The 16,703-nt window shown below is 29.0% G+C and carries 20 protein-coding genes and 1 pseudogene; 5 read left to right on the top strand and 16 right to left on the bottom strand.

The features are described 5' to 3' along the window. Window positions 1-152 precede the first annotated feature (152 nt). The 3 genes from U8307_RS07355 to U8307_RS07345 all read left to right on the top strand — a co-directional run bounded on the left by U8307_RS07355 (window position 153) and on the right by U8307_RS07345 (window position 2,709). Window positions 153-719, top strand: a complete 567-nt coding sequence (locus U8307_RS07355) for a TetR/AcrR family transcriptional regulator (RefSeq protein WP_326906545.1) — start codon at window positions 153-155, stop codon at window positions 717-719. Window positions 720-922: 203 nt separating this feature from the next. Beyond that, on the top strand, window positions 923-1,603 hold the full coding sequence (locus U8307_RS07350; protein ID WP_326906543.1) for a manganese catalase family protein: 681 nt from the start codon (window positions 923-925) through the stop codon (window positions 1,601-1,603). Between the two features lie 569 nt (window positions 1,604-2,172). After that, window positions 2,173-2,709 (top strand): hypothetical protein, encoded by a 537-nt coding sequence (locus U8307_RS07345; RefSeq protein ID WP_326906541.1) that lies wholly within the window; start codon window positions 2,173-2,175, stop codon window positions 2,707-2,709. 649 nt (window positions 2,710-3,358) lie between these two features. On the opposite strand, the gene U8307_RS07340 is transcribed toward U8307_RS07345, so the two are convergent. The 8 genes from U8307_RS07340 to U8307_RS07305 all read right to left on the bottom strand — a co-directional run bounded on the left by U8307_RS07340 (window position 3,359) and on the right by U8307_RS07305 (window position 8,269). Beyond that, window positions 3,359-3,916, bottom strand: a complete 558-nt coding sequence (locus U8307_RS07340) for a hypothetical protein (RefSeq protein WP_326906539.1) — start codon at window positions 3,914-3,916, stop codon at window positions 3,359-3,361. Between the two features lie 212 nt (window positions 3,917-4,128). Continuing rightward, on the bottom strand, window positions 4,129-4,878 hold the full coding sequence (locus U8307_RS07335; protein ID WP_326906537.1) for a hypothetical protein: 750 nt from the start codon (window positions 4,876-4,878) through the stop codon (window positions 4,129-4,131). 206 nt (window positions 4,879-5,084) lie between these two features. Next, window positions 5,085-5,216, bottom strand: a complete 132-nt coding sequence (locus U8307_RS07330) for a cyclic lactone autoinducer peptide (RefSeq protein WP_326906536.1) — start codon at window positions 5,214-5,216, stop codon at window positions 5,085-5,087. A gap of 99 nt (window positions 5,217-5,315) precedes the next feature. Next, window positions 5,316-5,756 (bottom strand): hypothetical protein, encoded by a 441-nt coding sequence (locus U8307_RS07325; protein WP_326906534.1) that lies wholly within the window; start codon window positions 5,754-5,756, stop codon window positions 5,316-5,318. Between the two features lie 79 nt (window positions 5,757-5,835). Beyond that, window positions 5,836-6,801, bottom strand: coding sequence for a DUF4367 domain-containing protein (locus U8307_RS07320; RefSeq protein ID WP_326906532.1), 966 nt, complete (start codon window positions 6,799-6,801; stop codon window positions 5,836-5,838). After that, window positions 6,785-7,351 (bottom strand): RNA polymerase sigma factor, encoded by a 567-nt coding sequence (locus tag U8307_RS07315; protein ID WP_326906530.1) that lies wholly within the window; start codon window positions 7,349-7,351, stop codon window positions 6,785-6,787. Before U8307_RS07315 ends, U8307_RS07320 begins: the two co-directional genes overlap by 17 nt. 565 nt (window positions 7,352-7,916) lie before the next feature. Further along, complete coding sequence (locus tag U8307_RS07310) at window positions 7,917-8,096, bottom strand: hypothetical protein (RefSeq protein WP_326906528.1); 180 nt, start codon at window positions 8,094-8,096, stop codon at window positions 7,917-7,919. Between the two features lie 17 nt (window positions 8,097-8,113). Beyond that, window positions 8,114-8,269 (bottom strand): hypothetical protein, encoded by a 156-nt coding sequence (locus U8307_RS07305; RefSeq protein WP_326906526.1) that lies wholly within the window; start codon window positions 8,267-8,269, stop codon window positions 8,114-8,116. 438 nt (window positions 8,270-8,707) lie between these two features. On the opposite strand from U8307_RS07305, the gene U8307_RS07300 reads away from it, so the two are divergent. Next, a complete protein-coding gene (locus tag U8307_RS07300) occupies window positions 8,708-9,148 on the top strand; it encodes a hypothetical protein (RefSeq protein WP_326906524.1) in 441 nt (146 codons plus the stop codon). Between the two features lie 768 nt (window positions 9,149-9,916). On the opposite strand, the gene U8307_RS07295 is transcribed toward U8307_RS07300, so the two are convergent. From U8307_RS07295 to U8307_RS07275, 5 genes are all read right to left on the bottom strand, one after another. Further along, window positions 9,917-10,156, bottom strand: coding sequence for a hypothetical protein (locus tag U8307_RS07295; RefSeq protein ID WP_326906523.1), 240 nt, complete (start codon window positions 10,154-10,156; stop codon window positions 9,917-9,919). A gap of 226 nt (window positions 10,157-10,382) precedes the next feature. After that, complete coding sequence (locus tag U8307_RS07290; RefSeq protein ID WP_326906522.1) at window positions 10,383-10,913, bottom strand: hypothetical protein; 531 nt, start codon at window positions 10,911-10,913, stop codon at window positions 10,383-10,385. Between the two features lie 49 nt (window positions 10,914-10,962). Next, window positions 10,963-11,403 carry a hypothetical protein gene (locus U8307_RS07285; protein WP_326906521.1) on the bottom strand — a complete coding sequence of 147 codons (441 nt, stop codon included), beginning with the start codon at window positions 11,401-11,403 and terminating at the stop codon, window positions 10,963-10,965. Between the two features lie 90 nt (window positions 11,404-11,493). Beyond that, window positions 11,494-12,459, bottom strand: a complete 966-nt coding sequence (locus U8307_RS07280; protein ID WP_326906519.1) for a DUF4367 domain-containing protein — start codon at window positions 12,457-12,459, stop codon at window positions 11,494-11,496. Then, entirely contained in the window at window positions 12,443-13,009 is a 567-nt protein-coding gene (locus U8307_RS07275) for an RNA polymerase sigma factor (protein ID WP_326906517.1), read from the bottom strand. The genes U8307_RS07280 and U8307_RS07275 overlap by 17 nt, the downstream gene beginning before the upstream one ends. Window positions 13,010-13,359: 350 nt before the next feature. Between U8307_RS07275 and U8307_RS07270 the strand changes: the two are divergent. Then, window positions 13,360-14,844 (top strand): annotated as a pseudogene (locus U8307_RS07270) (IS1634 family transposase); the annotation flags it as partial. Between the two features lie 169 nt (window positions 14,845-15,013). On the opposite strand, the gene U8307_RS07265 reads toward U8307_RS07270, so the two are convergent. The 3 genes from U8307_RS07265 to U8307_RS07255 all read right to left on the bottom strand — a co-directional run bounded on the left by U8307_RS07265 (window position 15,014) and on the right by U8307_RS07255 (window position 16,697). Then, window positions 15,014-15,433: a cob(I)yrinic acid a,c-diamide adenosyltransferase gene (locus U8307_RS07265; protein ID WP_326906513.1), complete on the bottom strand. Its 420-nt coding sequence runs from the start codon at window positions 15,431-15,433 to the stop codon at window positions 15,014-15,016. Between the two features lie 172 nt (window positions 15,434-15,605). Next, complete coding sequence (locus U8307_RS07260; protein ID WP_326906511.1) at window positions 15,606-15,887, bottom strand: cysteine-rich small domain-containing protein; 282 nt, start codon at window positions 15,885-15,887, stop codon at window positions 15,606-15,608. 18 nt (window positions 15,888-15,905) lie between these two features. After that, window positions 15,906-16,697 carry an energy-coupling factor ABC transporter ATP-binding protein gene (locus U8307_RS07255; protein ID WP_326906509.1) on the bottom strand — a complete coding sequence of 264 codons (792 nt, stop codon included), beginning with the start codon at window positions 16,695-16,697 and terminating at the stop codon, window positions 15,906-15,908. Window positions 16,698-16,703: the final 6 nt, after the last annotated feature.

The raw sequence follows: 16,703 nt of genomic DNA, 5'->3' as shown, positions 1-16,703 counted from the left end.
TCATTATAATATATAGTTTGTTATTTATCAAGCAATATTTTTAGCAATACACATTTTATTTTAATTTGCTATAAATACTTATTATGTTATAATTAAATTATATGATATGCGAATTCAGTTGTAAATTCATAGATGTAATAGGAGGAATCAAGTTGAACAGTCGCTCAATCCAAGCACAAAAAACCAAGGAAAAAATATATAATATCAGCATTAAGCTGTTCAAAACCAAAGGTTATGAACATGTTACAATACAAGATATAGTAAAATCAGCAAATGTATCTGTAGGCTCATTTTATAATTACTATAAATCTAAGAATGATATACTATATCAGAAATATGTCTTAGCAGATAAAATATTTAATGATTTTATGAAGAATAAAATCAAAGGAAAAACTTCTAAAGAAAAAATGAAAAATTATATGCTATTTTATATAGATTTTGTTATTAGTGAACCATTTGATTTTACTAAAATTCTATATAGTAATAGTAATACCCTGTTTCTTAAAAAAGGAAGGGCTATGCAAACTCTTCTTGATCCTATTATTGAAGAAGCTATAAAAAATGGAGAAATAACAACTAACATGAGCGTCGATGAAATAAATGAATACCTTTATCAGGCAATGAGAGGACTAATATTTCACTGGTGTCTTCACAATGGTAGTTTTGATCTTCATGAAAGAGCAGAACAATATTTAGAATTAATGATTAAATCATTATAATTAAATTCTAATTTAAATCACTTAACTTTATTTTATACTTTAAAGCTTGTTGCGTATACACGATTAAAACATAAAATATTAGAATACTGCTTATATAATTTAATATCTCATATTAATGTTATATCTATCATTTATATCTATAGATATAGCATATTTTTTATTTTAAAGGCAAAACTAATTTAAAATAAAAAAGGAGAGATTTTATGTTTTTACATGATAAAAAATTGCTTTATGAAGTTAAGGTAGATAGACCAAATCCGAACTATGCAGCTATGCTGCAGGAACAGCTTGGAGGCCCACAAGGAGAACTAAAGGCTGCAATGCAATATTTATCTCAAAGTCAGCGTATTAAAGATAAAGAAATAAAGGACTTGTTTTTAGATATTGCAGCAGAAGAATTAAGTCATTTGGAAATGGTTGCAACTGCAATAAATTTGTTGAACGGACACGACTTAGATGCACAAAATGCAACTATTGGAGGTGTGGAGGCACATGTATTAACAGGATTAGCGCCAATATTAGCTAATGCGTCAGGATATCTATGGACTTCTGCATATGTTAATGAAACAGGCGACTTAGCAGCAGACTTATTATCAAACATAGCAGCTGAGCAGCGTGCAAAGGTAGTATATCAATATTTGTACAGACAAATTAACGACAAAGGTGTAAGAGATACGATTGATTTCTTGTTAAACCGTGAAGAAGCGCATAACACAATGTTCAGAGAAGCATTTAATAAAATACAAGATACTGGCTCTAATCAAAACTGGGGAGTTACAGCAGATTCAAAACTTTACTTTGATTTGTCATCTCCAGGAACAAACAATTTCAATGCTCAAAATGCTCAACCACCGAGTTTTGCATCGCCTAACGTAAAAAATTAATTCTGTTTGGTAAATGGCTCTTAAGAGAGTCATTTATTTATATGAAAATTTAAAAAGGACACTACTATATTTCAGTCAGTGTCTTTCATCAAGTGTTAATATATATTTTTATCTTTAATTAATTTATATAATACTTTATCTTCTTTAGTGATTCCATTGGAGTAGATGAATTTAGAGGATTTTCTGAAAGTAAAAATGTAGTAAAAATACAAAAAGAGAATGTAGTATTTGGCGGATACAGAGGAACACCATTTAACGACGGAGAATATGAAGTTGAAGTTTGGGATGAAAATACAATAATAGAATATTGTTATGGCAATGATGAGACTGCTGGAATAAATTCCACAGGTTTTTTAATCAAGATTGATGACAAATTAGAATTTGCTGAAACGTGGCAAGGCACTGCGTTTATAGAAACATATGAAACAAAGTCAACATCTAAGGATATTTTATATTCTGGTACATTTAAAGCAAGTGAAAAATTTAATGTAAAAGCAAAAGGTAATGATCACACACAAGATAGTCCAGAAGTATATGGTTATATTTTATATGAATATGTACCTAACGGTATGGAAAGAGACATAGATGATTTTTACAAGTATTACACATTAAAATTAATCAAATATAAATCAGGAACTAAAAATACAACGCCTGTTGATGTACCTGCAGAGCCAACAACAGTGACTGCAGAACCAACAAATTCTAAGGTTATAGTAAATGGCAAGGTATTATCTTTTGATGCTTATAATATAGATAATAATAATTATTTTAAACTTAGAGATTTAGCAAGTGTAGTAAACAATAGTGAAAAGCAATTCGAAGTGAAGTGGGATAATAAAAATGCAATTAATCTAATTTCAAATACAGCCTATACAACAGTAGGTGGTGAACTGAGTAAAGGCAATGGTAAATCAAAAACAGGTAATTTAAACACATCGAAAATATATAAAGATAGCATCGAAGTTCAATTAAGCGCTTATAATATTAATAATAACAATTATTTTAAATTAAGAGATGTTGCTAAAATTTTTAATATAGGAATAACTTGGGATAGTGAAACAAGCACAGTTGGTATAGATACTTCTATAGGATATGTAGAACCATAGAGATATTTAGTATAAAACTTAAAAAGTAAAAGTATTGCTGTTGCATTTTTAAATTGTTAAGTTTAGTTTACTAAGAATATACTTTTACCAAAAATACATAATTCAAAAATAGAAACCCTTTAAAATGAACTGACCCCAATATGTTAGACCTAGAATTCTAACATATTGGGGTCACATCACATATATCCATTAACATGGGTACAATACGTTCTAATAAGATTCTTTAAACTATTCTTTAAAAAATTTGCCCGGGAACTCTTTTTGTTTACTTTTGCATTTTTTGTTTCAAACCATCGCCACAGAAACAAAAGATACAAAAGACACCAACCTATTACAGTCAGTGTCTCTCATCAAATGGTTAATTACATATTACTTACTTTATCGTGGTCATGTGCTTCTTTATATTTAAGGCGTGTAGCTTTACCTCCCCGAATCTTAAGGGATAAAACGGTATTAATACTATGTGTATACTTCAATGGTTTTAAGGTTTACTAATCATTTTTATTAATACCGTTTTATATTGTTTTTTATAAAAATTTGCCTAGAATTTGCCCGAAGTATTTTTTAAATTTATACTAATATTATGATTTTTATACTTAAATCAATAGATGAAACTAAGAATTAAATTCAGCATTATATACTTATTACATTATTCTATAATACTATCTAAATCATCATAAGCTTTAGTATCAATATTTAAATAATCACCACCTATTAATTCAATATCAATAACTGTAAACCAGAATGTATTGTTGTCTATTTTTACTATCCTAGCATTAATTGTATCATTATGTAGAGTTATTTTATTAATTTTCGGATTAAATATCTCTCCTAAATACAAATAATAATTATGATTTTTTATTGTTGTTATCTCAACCATAGAAGTCATATATGATGATGAATCTGTAGATTGGAAGTCATACATAGGATCTGTTCTTTTCCACAACCATTCATCTTTAATTTTAGATAAACAGGCAAAAGCTAAGGCATTATAATTACTAAAAAAAATAAGTTCCTCATTATCTTTAAGCGGTTCAATGAACAATATTTGGTCCTCAGTCAAACCTTCGCCCTGCAATCCAAGCTGAATTGTATCAGTATACTCTCTAGATCTAGTAAGTTGGGATTCTTCTTTATTACTGTATATATATATAATAAATACTACTATGATAATAACTCCAACCAAAATAAGATATTTAAATTTCATAAACAAATCCTCCTGTATTAAAAGTATTTTATCATATTTATATTTTATTTGCCTACAATACTGTTTACATTATGATGCACATATTTTTAAAAGACGTGAAATTGTAACATCCACGTCTTTGTCGTACTTAACAATTTTTCTCACCAAAATAATTATAGAGTATATAACCTTATTTTAGCATATCATATCTTAAAATTATAGTTTAAAATTGACTAATTTGTAGGCATTGTAGCTTTTTCCACTGCATAATACACGCCATCAAGATACCCATTTATTTCCTTCGGTGAATAAGCATATACAGATTTTTCTTCTTTAAGTTCTCCTAACCAACTAAATGTTTTCATATATCCACTAGTTTTGTTTTCTATAGGAGCAAATTCCCACCATCCATACATACCTGGACTAATAGTTAATTTCTTTTCTTCAGTTCTGGATGATGAAGATTCCCAAGTAAACCCTGCCCCTCCCTTAATATAAGGTTTATCGCCAGTTTCAACATTAAAACTAAATGATTGAGATGATTCGCAAGTTGTACTTAATAAATGGTCAGCTGGATTAGAAGTTTCATTTTTAAGATATGTTGATACTCTCTCTCTCTTAGTAGTTCTCAAAACAGAGGTCCAAGAAGATTCATCATATCTGTACCAGTCATCAGTAATGCCTAAAGGTGAAATTATCATATCTTCTGACGTATCTTCCAATGTAACAGTATCATCAAAGATTATCTCACCATGTTCAAGCTTAGAAACATATTGTCCAACAGTAATTTTTTTCGTTTTACCTGATTCTACCTGAATTATTTCAGTAACTTTATTTCCGTCTATATACAGTTGCCCATTTAAAACTTCATGATCATCAGGTAATTTGTTTGGTGTGCTTGCAAATACTGAAGATGTAATGCATAATGTGAAAATCATAAGCAAAGCAAATAGTTTCCTTAATGCTATATAACCTTTTTTCATTTGTTACCTCCCCATTATTCATAATTTTTTAAATTATATGCATTTTGTAAATTTTGTAATACAAACATAAATCCCAATGGAACCCCCTCCTTTTTTTCTTTTACTATATAATAATTAGCTGCAATTTGAATGGAGTTATATTGCAAAAGTAAAAGAAAAATTATAATTATATTGTAAGAACAATTTAAAGTAACTAATAATTAAAATTACCTTTTTAAATTACTTGGTTCTTTAGGTTGAAATGCTAACCAATATGATGTAACGCCGACTGCAGAGAATGCTGTGTTCTTAATTTGTTTAACAGCCAATTTAAGTATTTTTTCTTTAATGTTCTTCATTTGTATTTCCCCCCTTTACTTTGAGAATTATTAATATAGTCTCTGTACAACGGAAAATATCCGCCATATTTAGGTAAGTAATGTTGAAACACCCAATTTTCAATACCTTAAAATTTCACAAGTACCTGAAACGGCCTCGGCAGTTTCTCCGTTTACAGTTATTACAACTCTTGTTCGATATATGTTATTTGAAATTCCGCTATAGCTCTTAAATGCAGATAGGCTTCCTGTTCCCTTTAAACTCCATGAAGTTACATTTACCCAGCTTCCGGAGCTGTATTTTTCTAAATACATTATACCTGTAATTGAAGATGACGTACTTTTAGCTTTTACATATACTTCCGGATAAAGAGTATTACCACTTGCCGATATATCTGGTAAAATTGTGATAATTTCAACCCAAAATGGAGTGATTATTTGATTATTTGTATTTTTAGATATGTATTTTTGTTGTTCCATGCCATATACATTATTAACTCCAGCGCTTCCAAGTACTAAAGCAGATACCAACGCTATTGCTCCAATTTTCTTTAGTTTCATAATAAAAATCCTCCTTGTTGTTTTTAGGTTCTTACATATATAACGAACAAGGAGGAAAAAAGGGACAATTTTTTTAAAATTATTTTGAAATATTTTCTGCAATTTTTATAATTTCGTCTTTACTTAGGTTTCCGATAATATGGAAATCCACACTATCCTGATACCATATTAAATAAGTTATTTCATCAATTTGCCACATATAAGCCTGAGATTCTTTAAAAATAAATTCCTCTATGATAGCATTTTCAGTATTATAATAAGATTTTCTTTCACTGGAAGAAATAGATAATTTTATAGTCAGCATTTGATTATCTTCAGACAAATACTCATAAATTAACATGTTACGCATTTCGTGAGTATTTGATAATTCAAAATCTGAGGGAATATATTTAATTTTAAATGATGCTAAATCGACTGGACCATTATCATTTTGTGAAGTAAATATACTATACTTAGGAAACTTTTCAATAATCCAGTTCAATAATTTTGTGCGTGCTTCTGTATTAAATACCAAGACTGTAGATAAGCTCATGATAAATATTAATATGAATATTGCTGCTTTTTTAGCTATTGCAAGGAATGCTGTATTATTATTTTGTTTGATATTATATTCCTTCAGCTTTTTTATTAAGTTCTTAGAATAAATAGGTTTTTGTAATATTTCGATACTATCATAGTCTTTCATATCTTCGGACAAAGCTAATCGACAGGCATCTTCCATAGAAGTATTATCTATCAATGAATTTTCGACACCCATAAAATTTGATAGCATTTTTTGAATATAACGCAATTTCTTTTTGGAATTTTCTATTTTAAGTATTTTATCTGTTTCAAAAGGAGTGCTGTTAAAGCAATATCGAAAAAAAAGAAGATTGCGGTATTCAAATGGTAATAGTTCTATTTTCTTTGCTAATCTATTAATCGCCTCCTTAGTCAATGATTCGTAAATAATATTATTATTGTCTAAATCATTTATTTTTTGCAATTCATCCTGAAAAGATAATTCACACACATCTTTCATAATAATGTCAATCGTTTTGGACAACCTTATCACACTCCTCATAATACACCCGCAACTTTTTTAAAATACGCTGTCCCCGTTTTTTAGCGGCCTCTTCAGTAATATCTAAAAGCTCTGAAATTTGCTTGAAACTCAATTCGTTTAAAAATCTTAAGTATATAAGATTTTTCTCATCGTCTGAAAGTCTGTTAATGCATGATAATAAAATTTCTTTATCTGCTGTTTTCATAAACTCTTCTTCAAGGTTATAGACTTCATCATGATGTAAATTCTGGTACAAATAATCTATATTTTCCTCAAATTCAACCTTCCTACTCTTTCTCATAATATTTATACTTTCATTCTTCAATATTACAACGCAGTAAGGCTCTATTTGGGGACATGGTAAATTAGAAATTTTTTCTATATTGTCAGAAATATTTAAAAATGTCTGTATTACAGCATCTTCTGCATCAAATTTATTCTTAAGAATGTTAAAAGAAATATTATACAATTTGACATTCATTTTCGAAAAAATTTTATTGATTAATTCCTTTTCTTCATCTGTTATTACATCAAAAAATATAATTATCAAGACACTATACCCCCGCTATCTATATGCAATTTAATGTTGTCTGTTATTTATTTCGTCTATTATATCATTAAATTAAACTGTAATTATCAAATTTATTGTAATAATAGCTTAATTACTTAATTAATAGCATAAGACTATCTGCATAAAATTCTCTTACGAAATTTTCTAAGATATTTAAAGTAACATTGGACTATTAACATGATGAGATTTAAATATTTTTTGTTACAAAAATGTCCTAATACCCTTTTTGATAATATCAATACTCTATATTTTACATTTTTTATTAAAGATTCTAACAAATACAAAAGACACCAACCTATTACAGTCAGTGTCTTTCATCAAGTGGTTAATTACATATTACTTACTTTATCGTGGTCATGTGCTTCTTTATATTTAAGGCGTGTAGCTTTACCTCCCCAAATCTTAGGGGTTGTAATGGTATTGATACAATGTGTAAATTACAACATTTTCATAGTAATTATTGCTTTCTATTAACCCCATTTTATACTGTTTTTTAATTGAATTTGCCAAAATTTGTCCTAAACCACATTTATTAATATTCTCGTTATTGTATATTTAATGCAACCAAAAGTATTTTTTCACTCTTATAAGCATTCCAAATTGACCGTATATCTTTGCTACTGCTTATATCGTCTAAATATTTTTGATAATCTTTTATATAAATGGTGCTGTTTCTTTCTTCAGCCTTTTTCCAAACGGCATCTTTAATTTCAGCTTTAATCAAATCATCTTTTCTCAATGTTAAAAGAACATATACATTATAAAAAATCCTATATCGCCTGCCTTATATAATCTTTGTAATACTTTATTATCAATTCCCGCTTTTACAGCTTGTTTTGACTCTAAAATTCCATTATTATTTTTCATTAATTTGAAAACCATATCTTTATCAGACATAATATTGCTCCTTTTGTCCTTATTGTTCGTAATAATGTTACGACATACAAACCATAAAGACAACAACTTTTTAAAATGAATTTTACTTTTATGCTTTAATTGTTTCTAACTTTTAAAAAATTTAAAAGATGTTATACTGTTGCGATCATTTTTAAAAACAAATTATGAGGAAGCAATAAAATGGTTAGTCTTTACATAAAACTACATATATGTTATAATTATATCATATAAAATGTTGAATAATAAATGTTTAAGATACTGAATCAAGTTTGTGATGTGGAGATAACATTAAAACTCATTCAGTATACATTTATTATAGATAAAATAATCAATAATCTAAATAAGCTTTTTACACCATCACACAAGGTATAGAATCTTGATATTTTGTGTAATATAATAAATTTGCACAGTTCATGATGATTGTGAAAGGGATGCTATATGAAACGTATTATTATTGTAATATTTTGCATTTTAATTTTTATGGTAGCTTGCCAAATAGGAGACACATATACAATTACTGAACCATATCAATACCCTATCGTGCCTGGAATGACGGAATGGTCAGATCTTAAATCCTTACAGGAGAAGATAAAAGCATGCCAAATACCAGATGATATTTTGCTTAATATGACCACCGAAGCATTAGTTGAAACAGTGATACATTATCCTTTATTTATCAACGCATTTGCACATGATACTCCACAAATGGGTCTTAGAGAAGTTAAAAAGTATTGTAATGGACTTCAGGAACTTTATACACGGGACGCTGCAATCGAAAAAATGAAGGCATTTATCAACGAAAAGATTCCCGAACTGGAGGATGGAAAATATAAGGGAATGTGGGGAGAACTTATTTTGGAAGACCTTCTGTTACAATAGCGATTGTAAAAGGACTGTAGCAATAGTTGTTAAAAACGACTGCTTCAGTTCCTTTTTTTGTGGAACTTAAATATCTACCATCCTTCAAATACTCATAATTTATTATTCCATATAATAGAGATTAGACAATTTTAAAAAATAATTTCATATACAATTTACTTAATAATAAGTTTAAATCTTTCTCTTACTTTTTCATAATGTAACATTCTCGATGTTACATTGCAAATAATAATGTTACATATAAAGATTCATATGCAATATGCAATTTTCGACATCTATTTAAAAATACTTTTTTAGAAATTTGCCCAGACAAGATAAAAACGCATTAGTTATCCAAAAAATTAAGTATATTTCAACCTATACTTTGCAGCAAAATCAAAAATTAAAAAGACACCAACCTATTGCAGTCAGTGTCTTTCATCAAGTGGTTAATTACATATTGCTTACTTTTTCATGGTCATGTGCTTCTTTATATTTCAGCTTAGTAGCTTTACCTCCCCGAGTAATAGAATGTAATGTAGAATTAACACTTCTTTGTAATTTCAAGGTTTTTAAGATTTTTTACCTTTATTTATTAACTACATTTTATATGATTTTACAATAAAAAATGTCCCAAAAATGTCCTAATTTTATACCGGTCATTCATTGTCATGGGATAAATTCCTAATATAATAAATCTCTCCTTCATCCCATGGAGTCTATCCACCATGATTAAACAATATCTAAATATTAATTATACGTATTTACATAAAATCTATCTGTTTACAACTATTTTTCTCTGATTTTAATTTTTCTTATATGAATAATTGTTGAAATCAGTAATACTGTATTTATTCCAGCTACCCTTGAAGAACAATCTATATTTTGAAAAAACATTTGCCTTACAGAATAATATAGCATTAATAGTTCAGAACATAAAAGTAGATATAGAAATAATTTTATATCATTAAAAGCAGTTTTAGGTTTTTCTATATTATTTTTATTATTTTTATTGATTTTATTATTCATAATAATATCCACCTCTTATTACTATTATAACACACACACTATAAAAGCACATAATATTCTCAAATAAATAAAATTAGATGGTATCTTTTTTATTAAATATCGTATATAATATTGAATAGTGAAAACCTCTAAACATTATACTTTAACACCCGTTTAGAGGTTTATTCAATCTTCAAGTTATTTATGCTAAGTATTTTTGAAAATATCTTATTCCCAAAATTTAGTATTAATAATATTCTGTTACCCTATAAGAAACTGTGTTTGTAATACTTCCACCGTAATTTATTTGAGAATACCACTTTGTATTATATTTCCTATAAATAGTTCCATAATATGGACCATCTTTATGTGAATATATAGTGGCTTTAAAAGATAGTCCATATGTATCAGGTTCAACATTTCCAAAATCATTAATAAGTACGTCAGCTATAGCAAATGAAATACTTCCCAAAAATACTGTTCCAGTAAGGCCAGCTAGCAATATGGATAACCCTAAACCAGTATATTCAGATGATTTTTTACTTAATTCTATATTACTTTTGTTTTCAGTCATATAATATTCTGTGTAATCGGAGGGGTTACCTCTAGGACAATCCATCGTATTATATGAAGTACTCATTGGCTGAACGTCTTTTACAATTATTTGATCAGTTTCAACGGTTTCTACTTTTATTTCAATCTCATCACTAAAAATTTTTCCTTCAGATGTAATAATTATTTTGTCTTTTTTCCCATTTTCAATAATATCAAAAATCAAATCACCATTTTTTTCTGCTTTTACGTCTACAACAGACTTTAATCAATTTTCAATACCTTAAAATTTCACAAGCACCTGAAACGGCCTCGGCAGTTTCTCCATTTATAGTTACTATAACTCTAGTACGATATATTGTATTTGAAGTTCCGCTATAGCTCTTAGATAAAAATACATTACCTGTACCATTTAAACTCCATGATGTTACATTTACCCAACTTCCGGAACTGAATTTTTGTAGATACATTGTTCCACTAATTGAAGCTGAAGTACTTTTAGCCTCTATATACACTTCTGGGTAAAGAGCATAACCACTTGCAGATATGTATGGCGAAATAATGTCAATTTGAGACCAAAACTGAGTGATTATCTGTTGATTTGTATTTACTAATAAATGTTCTTGTTGTTCTATAGCATATACATCATTAACTCCAACGCTTCCAAATATTAATGCAGACACCAACGCTATTGCTACAATTTTCTTTAATTTCATAATAAAAATCCTCCTTGTTGTTTTTTAGGTTCTTACCTCTATAACGAACAAGGAGGAAAAAAGGGACATCTTTTTTGAAATTATTTTTAATTATTTTGAAATATTTTCTGCAATCTTTATAATCTCATCTTTATTTAAGTTTCCGATGATGTGAAAATCCACACCATTCTGATTCCATAATAAATGTGTTCTACTATCAGTTTGCCAAATATACGCCTGTGATCCTTTAAAGAAAAAATCTTCTATGTCAGCATTTTCAGTATCATAATATGATTTACTTCCTATAACCGATAATTTTATCGTTAACATTTGATTGTTTCCAGATAAATAATTATATATTAATGCATTATGTCCTTCATGAATCTCAGACAACTCATATCCGTTAGGAATATACTTGATTTTAAATGATACTAAATCTACAGGACCATTATCTTCATTAACGTTTTGTGATGTGAATATACTATACTTAGGAAACTTTTCAATAATCCAGTTGAATAATTTTGTTCTTGCTTCTGTGTTAAACACCAAGACCGTTGATAAGCTCATGATGAATATCAATATTAATGTTGCTGCTTTTTTAGCTATTAAAATATATATATTATTATTTTGTTTGATATTATATTTCTTCAGCTTTTTTATGAAGTTCTTAGAATAAATAGGTTTTTGTAATATTTCGATACTATCATAGTCTTTCATATCTTCGGACAAAGCTAATTGACAGGCATCTTCCATAGAATTATTATCTATCAATGAATTTTCGACACCCATAAAATTTGATAGCATTTTTTGAATATAACGCAATTTCTTTTTGGAATTTTCTATTTTAAGTATTTTATCTGTTTCAAAAAGAGTGCTGTTAAAGCAATATCGAAAAAAAAGAATATTGCGGTATTCAAATGGTAATAGTTCTATTTTTTTAGCTAATCTATTAATATCCTCCTTAGTCAATGATTCGTAAATAATATTATTATTGTCTAAATCATTTATTTTTTGCAATTCATCCCGAAAAGATAATTCACACACATCTTTCATAATAATGTCAATCGTTTTGGACAACCTTATCACCATCCTCATAATACGCCCGCAACTTTTTTAAAATGCGCTGCCCTCGTTTTTTGGCAGCCTCCTCAGTAATATCTAAAAGCTCTGAAATTTGTTTAAAACCCAACTCGTTTAGAAATCTTAAGTATATAAGATTTTTCTCATCGTCTGAAAGTCTGTTAATGCATGATAATAAAATTTCTTTATCTGCTGTTTTCATAAACTCTTCTTCAAGGTTATAGACTTCATCATGATGTAAATTCTGGTACAAATAATCTATATTTTCCTCAAATTCAACCTTCCTACTCTTTCTCATAATATTTATACTTTCATTCTTCAATATTACAACGCAGTAAGGCTCTATTTGGGGACATGGTAAATTAGAAATTTTTTCTATATTGTCAGAAATATTTAAAAATGTCTGTATTACAGCATCTTCTGCATCAAATTTATTCTTAAGAATGTTAAAAGAAATATTATACAATTTGACATTCATTTTCGAAAAAATTTTATTGATTAATTCCTTTTCTTCATCTGTTATTACATCAAAAAATATAATTATCAAGACACTATACCCCCGACTATCTATATGCAATTTAATGTTGTCTGTTATTTATTTCGTCTATTATATCATTAAATTAAACTGTAATTATCAAATTTATTGTAATAATAGCTTAATTACTTAATTAATAGCATAAGACTATCTGCATAAAATTCTCTTACGAAATTTTCTAAGGTATTTAAAGTAACATTGGACTATTAACATGATGAGATTTAAATATTTTTTGTTACAAAAATGTCCTAATACCCTTTTTGATAATATCAATACTCTATATTTTACATTTTTTATTAAAGATTCTAACAAATACAAAAGACACCAACCTATTACAGTCAGTGTCTCTCATCAAATGGTTAATTACACGAAATAAAGAAAATCGAAAAAACTATGGACATATTGTTTTCAGTAAAATCTATCACGAACTTGAGATCGATAGGTTTCTTAAAAATGCTAGGAGACATGAAAATTTTAAATTTAATACTGACGCAATCATGCGCCTACTCATATATACACGGCTTTTGTTTCCTGGTTCAAAACGTGCATCTATTCTAAATAAAGAGCGTTTTTTTGACAGTTTCAATTTTACTCTTGATGATGTTTACCATGCACTCACACACTTCAGTAAAATATCTGGTGATTTACAACAACATCTTCACGAGAAGATAACTGAACAATACGGCCGTGAGACAGACCTTGTCTATTATGATGTAACAAACTACTACTTTGAAATTGATAAGCAAGATGACTTGCGAAAGAGAGGGCCATCCAAAGAACACCGAAAGGATCCAATCGTACAAATGGGTCTTTTACTTGATAAAGTCGGATTGCCCATCTCATACAAGTTATTCCCAGGGAACACACATGATTCCCAAACGCTTATGCCAATGCTATCAGAAGTAAAGAAAAAATTCGGAGTACAGCGGATAATATCGGTTGCAGACAAAGGACTTAACAGTGGAGATAATATTGCATACAACACAATTCTTGGCGATGGATACATTTACAGCAAAAGTGTTCGAGGCGCCAGTGAAGATTTTAAAAAGTGGGTACTTGACGAAACAGGATATCAGCAGATTTCAGATAGTTACAAATTAAAGTCCATGATTGTCCCAGATGCTGTTATTAATGTTAATGTAAAACAAAATGGCAAGAAAAAAACAAAAAAGAAAGTAACTGTTGAGCAAAAATGGATTGTATTTTACAGTGAAAAATATGCTGCCAGGGCGAAATACAAGCGAGAAGAGGCAATTTCTAAAGCAATTAAGATGATAGAAAATCCTGCTAAATACAGACGAACATTCGATTATGGAGCCGCAGGATATATCGAAAATCTGAAAATCGATAAAGAGACTGGAGAAATTTTGAACATAAAAGACGCCCTTGTGCTCGACAAAAAGAAGATTGAAGATGAACAAAAGTATGACGGATATTATGCTATCATAACTAGCGAGCTCGATGATACAAGTGAACACATCATTGAAATGTACAGAGGTTTATGGCGTATTGAGGAATCATTTAAGGTCACAAAAAGTGTTCTTGGTACAAGGCCGGTGTACTTGCATACTGAGGAACACATTAATGCACATTTTCTTACTTGCTTTATTTCCTTATTGATTGCTAGAATTGTCGAAATGAAACTTGGTGGAAAATACACCATAGCTAAAATAGCCGAAACATTGCAGCGTGTAGAGTGCAGTCATATAGATCAAAACTTGTGGTTATTCGACTTTGCTGATAGTGTCACAGATGATATTAATGCTGCTTTTAATCTGGATATAGGCAGACAATTGATGACTCTTCAAGAAATAAAAAAAATTTTAGGAAGTTCGAAAATAAGCTAGATTACACAACAACTTTTTTCAAAAAAACAAACCAGCATTGTCTTGCTATCACAAGGCTTTACTGGTTTTTATTTCATTTTGCTTCCGAAAATAAGTATTGTACCTTACATACTATTATCATGTCAAATGAATTTTCAAGCTTGTCTTCCCATACAATTTCTTGCTCTAATTAAAACTCAATTCCTTCTCTTGCTTCAATGCCCTTGCTGTAATAGTGCTTAATTTCTTTCATCTCTGTCACAAGGTCGGCAATGCTTATTATTTCTTCGGGAGCATACCTGCCTGTTATTATTACCTCCACATTTTCAGACCTGTCTTTAATTGCTGCAAGTGCATCTTCAACATTAAACAGCTTAAAAGCAGTGATGTCCTCTTCTGTAGGAGCCTCATATATAAAGCATCTTCTGCCGAACTGCTCTATTTCAAAATTATTCATAAATTCTGTGCATTTCAATTCGCTGTATTCCATACCCTTTATAAATTGTCCGAAAAATACCCTTTTACCTGCACAAACTGCTCTCAATGAAAGTCCTAATGCAGCTGTTGTCTTACCCTTGCCGTTTCCGGTATAAACATGTACATATCCCATTCCATATTCTCCTCTTCAATTTTTATCCATTATTGATATTCCTGAATAAAACTTTTATGTTAAAATCATTATATTACATAAAACATGAAAATCAATATATGTTATCAACGTATTTAAGGCAATGAAACACTGCAATGGGACAAAGCATTGTGATTGCAAAAGCAATCGCACATTAAAAATCACTTCCTCTTTTTACAACTTCTTTCATTTTTGACATTATTCTTTCATAATTTCCCTCGGAATGAGGAACAAGGCAATTTGTGCAGTCTTTTATATTATGATTTTTAATAAAATTGCCGCCACAATCGCCCTTTAACATGTAAAGGGGACAATAACAAAATAAACAATTAAAATTCTCTTTATCTGTTGTTTTATGGCATGGGAAATACTCACACTTTGTATTTTGAAAAAATTTATAATTTTCAGTTTTTTCTTCACTATTATTGTTATCCATCTTTTACCTCACTTGATTTTAATTTATGAATAATTCATCTTCGCTTTTGTATAGAGGCTTTCCTAAATATTTATGGACTTTAACTAAAAATGGTTCCTCTAACTCTGCTTTATCTAAAATTTCTTTATTCAGAAATATTTCTTCCTTTATTCCGTGAGACAGCACATGCCCTTTGTTCAGGACATATATATAGTCGCAGATTTCATATATAAAATTCATATCATGACTTGAAACTACAATGGATTTCTCTTCTGTAGCTGCAATGTTCTCAAGTATGCTTTTTACATTTTCTTTTGATTTGTAATCAAGCCCTGCTGTGGGCTCATCAAAAAACATGAGCTTATGATCTATTGCAATTACACCGGCAATAGATACGTTCTTTTTTTGACCATAACTTAAAAAATGTACAGGTTTATTTTGCAAGTGAGATATATTAGTTTTTTCCATTGCTTCGTTAACTCTTTTATTCACTTCATTTTCTTCAAACTTGAGATTTCGAAGAGCAAAAGCCACATCATCAAATACGCTGGAGAAAAATATTTGTTTATCAGGGTCTTGAAATACTATTCCTGCGTTTTTTCTTAGTTTAGTCAATGTATTTTTATCATATTGCAATTCATTTTCATTGAAAATTACTCTGCCTTCAGTAGGTTTCAACAGTCCTAAAAAGATCATGAACAATGTTGATTTCCCAGATCCGTTTGAGCCCACTATTCCTATTTTCTTACCTTTAGTTAAATCTATATTTACATCTTTTAAAGCTACAGTATTGTCCTCATAAACATATGTTACATTTTCAGTTTTTAACATAATGCA

This window comes from Sedimentibacter sp. MB31-C6 (assembly GCF_035934735.1).
GTDB lineage: Bacteria > Bacillota > Clostridia > Tissierellales > Sedimentibacteraceae > Sedimentibacter.
The sequence above is the reverse complement of the archived record's forward strand: the minus strand, read 5'-3'. Positions and strand labels throughout refer to the sequence as shown.

Bases quoted from the DNA above. Each gene is read 5' to 3' on its own strand.
- U8307_RS07350 (WP_326906543.1), top strand. From the start codon at position 923: ATGTTTTTACATGATAAAAAATTGCTTTATGAAGTTAAGGTAGATAGA.
- U8307_RS07345 (WP_326906541.1), top strand. From the start codon at position 2,173: ATGGAAAGAGACATAGATGATTTTTACAAGTATTACACATTAAAATTA.
- U8307_RS07340 (WP_326906539.1), bottom strand. From the start codon at position 3,916: ATGAAATTTAAATATCTTATTTTGGTTGGAGTTATTATCATAGTAGTA.
- U8307_RS07335 (WP_326906537.1), bottom strand. From the start codon at position 4,878: ATGAAAAAAGGTTATATAGCATTAAGGAAACTATTTGCTTTGCTTATG.
- U8307_RS07330 (WP_326906536.1), bottom strand. From the start codon at position 5,216: ATGAAGAACATTAAAGAAAAAATACTTAAATTGGCTGTTAAACAAATT.
- U8307_RS07325 (WP_326906534.1), bottom strand. From the start codon at position 5,756: ATGAAACTAAAGAAAATTGGAGCAATAGCGTTGGTATCTGCTTTAGTA.
- U8307_RS07305 (WP_326906526.1), bottom strand. From the start codon at position 8,269: ATGTCTGATAAAGATATGGTTTTCAAATTAATGAAAAATAATAATGGA.
- U8307_RS07300 (WP_326906524.1), top strand. From the start codon at position 8,708: ATGAAACGTATTATTATTGTAATATTTTGCATTTTAATTTTTATGGTA.
- U8307_RS07295 (WP_326906523.1), bottom strand. From the start codon at position 10,156: ATGAATAATAAAATCAATAAAAATAATAAAAATAATATAGAAAAACCT.
- U8307_RS07285 (WP_326906521.1), bottom strand. From the start codon at position 11,403: ATGAAATTAAAGAAAATTGTAGCAATAGCGTTGGTGTCTGCATTAATA.
- U8307_RS07265 (WP_326906513.1), bottom strand. From the start codon at position 15,433: ATGGGATATGTACATGTTTATACCGGAAACGGCAAGGGTAAGACAACA.
- U8307_RS07260 (WP_326906511.1), bottom strand. From the start codon at position 15,887: ATGGATAACAATAATAGTGAAGAAAAAACTGAAAATTATAAATTTTTT.
- U8307_RS07255 (WP_326906509.1), bottom strand. From the start codon at position 16,697: ATGTTAAAAACTGAAAATGTAACATATGTTTATGAGGACAATACTGTA.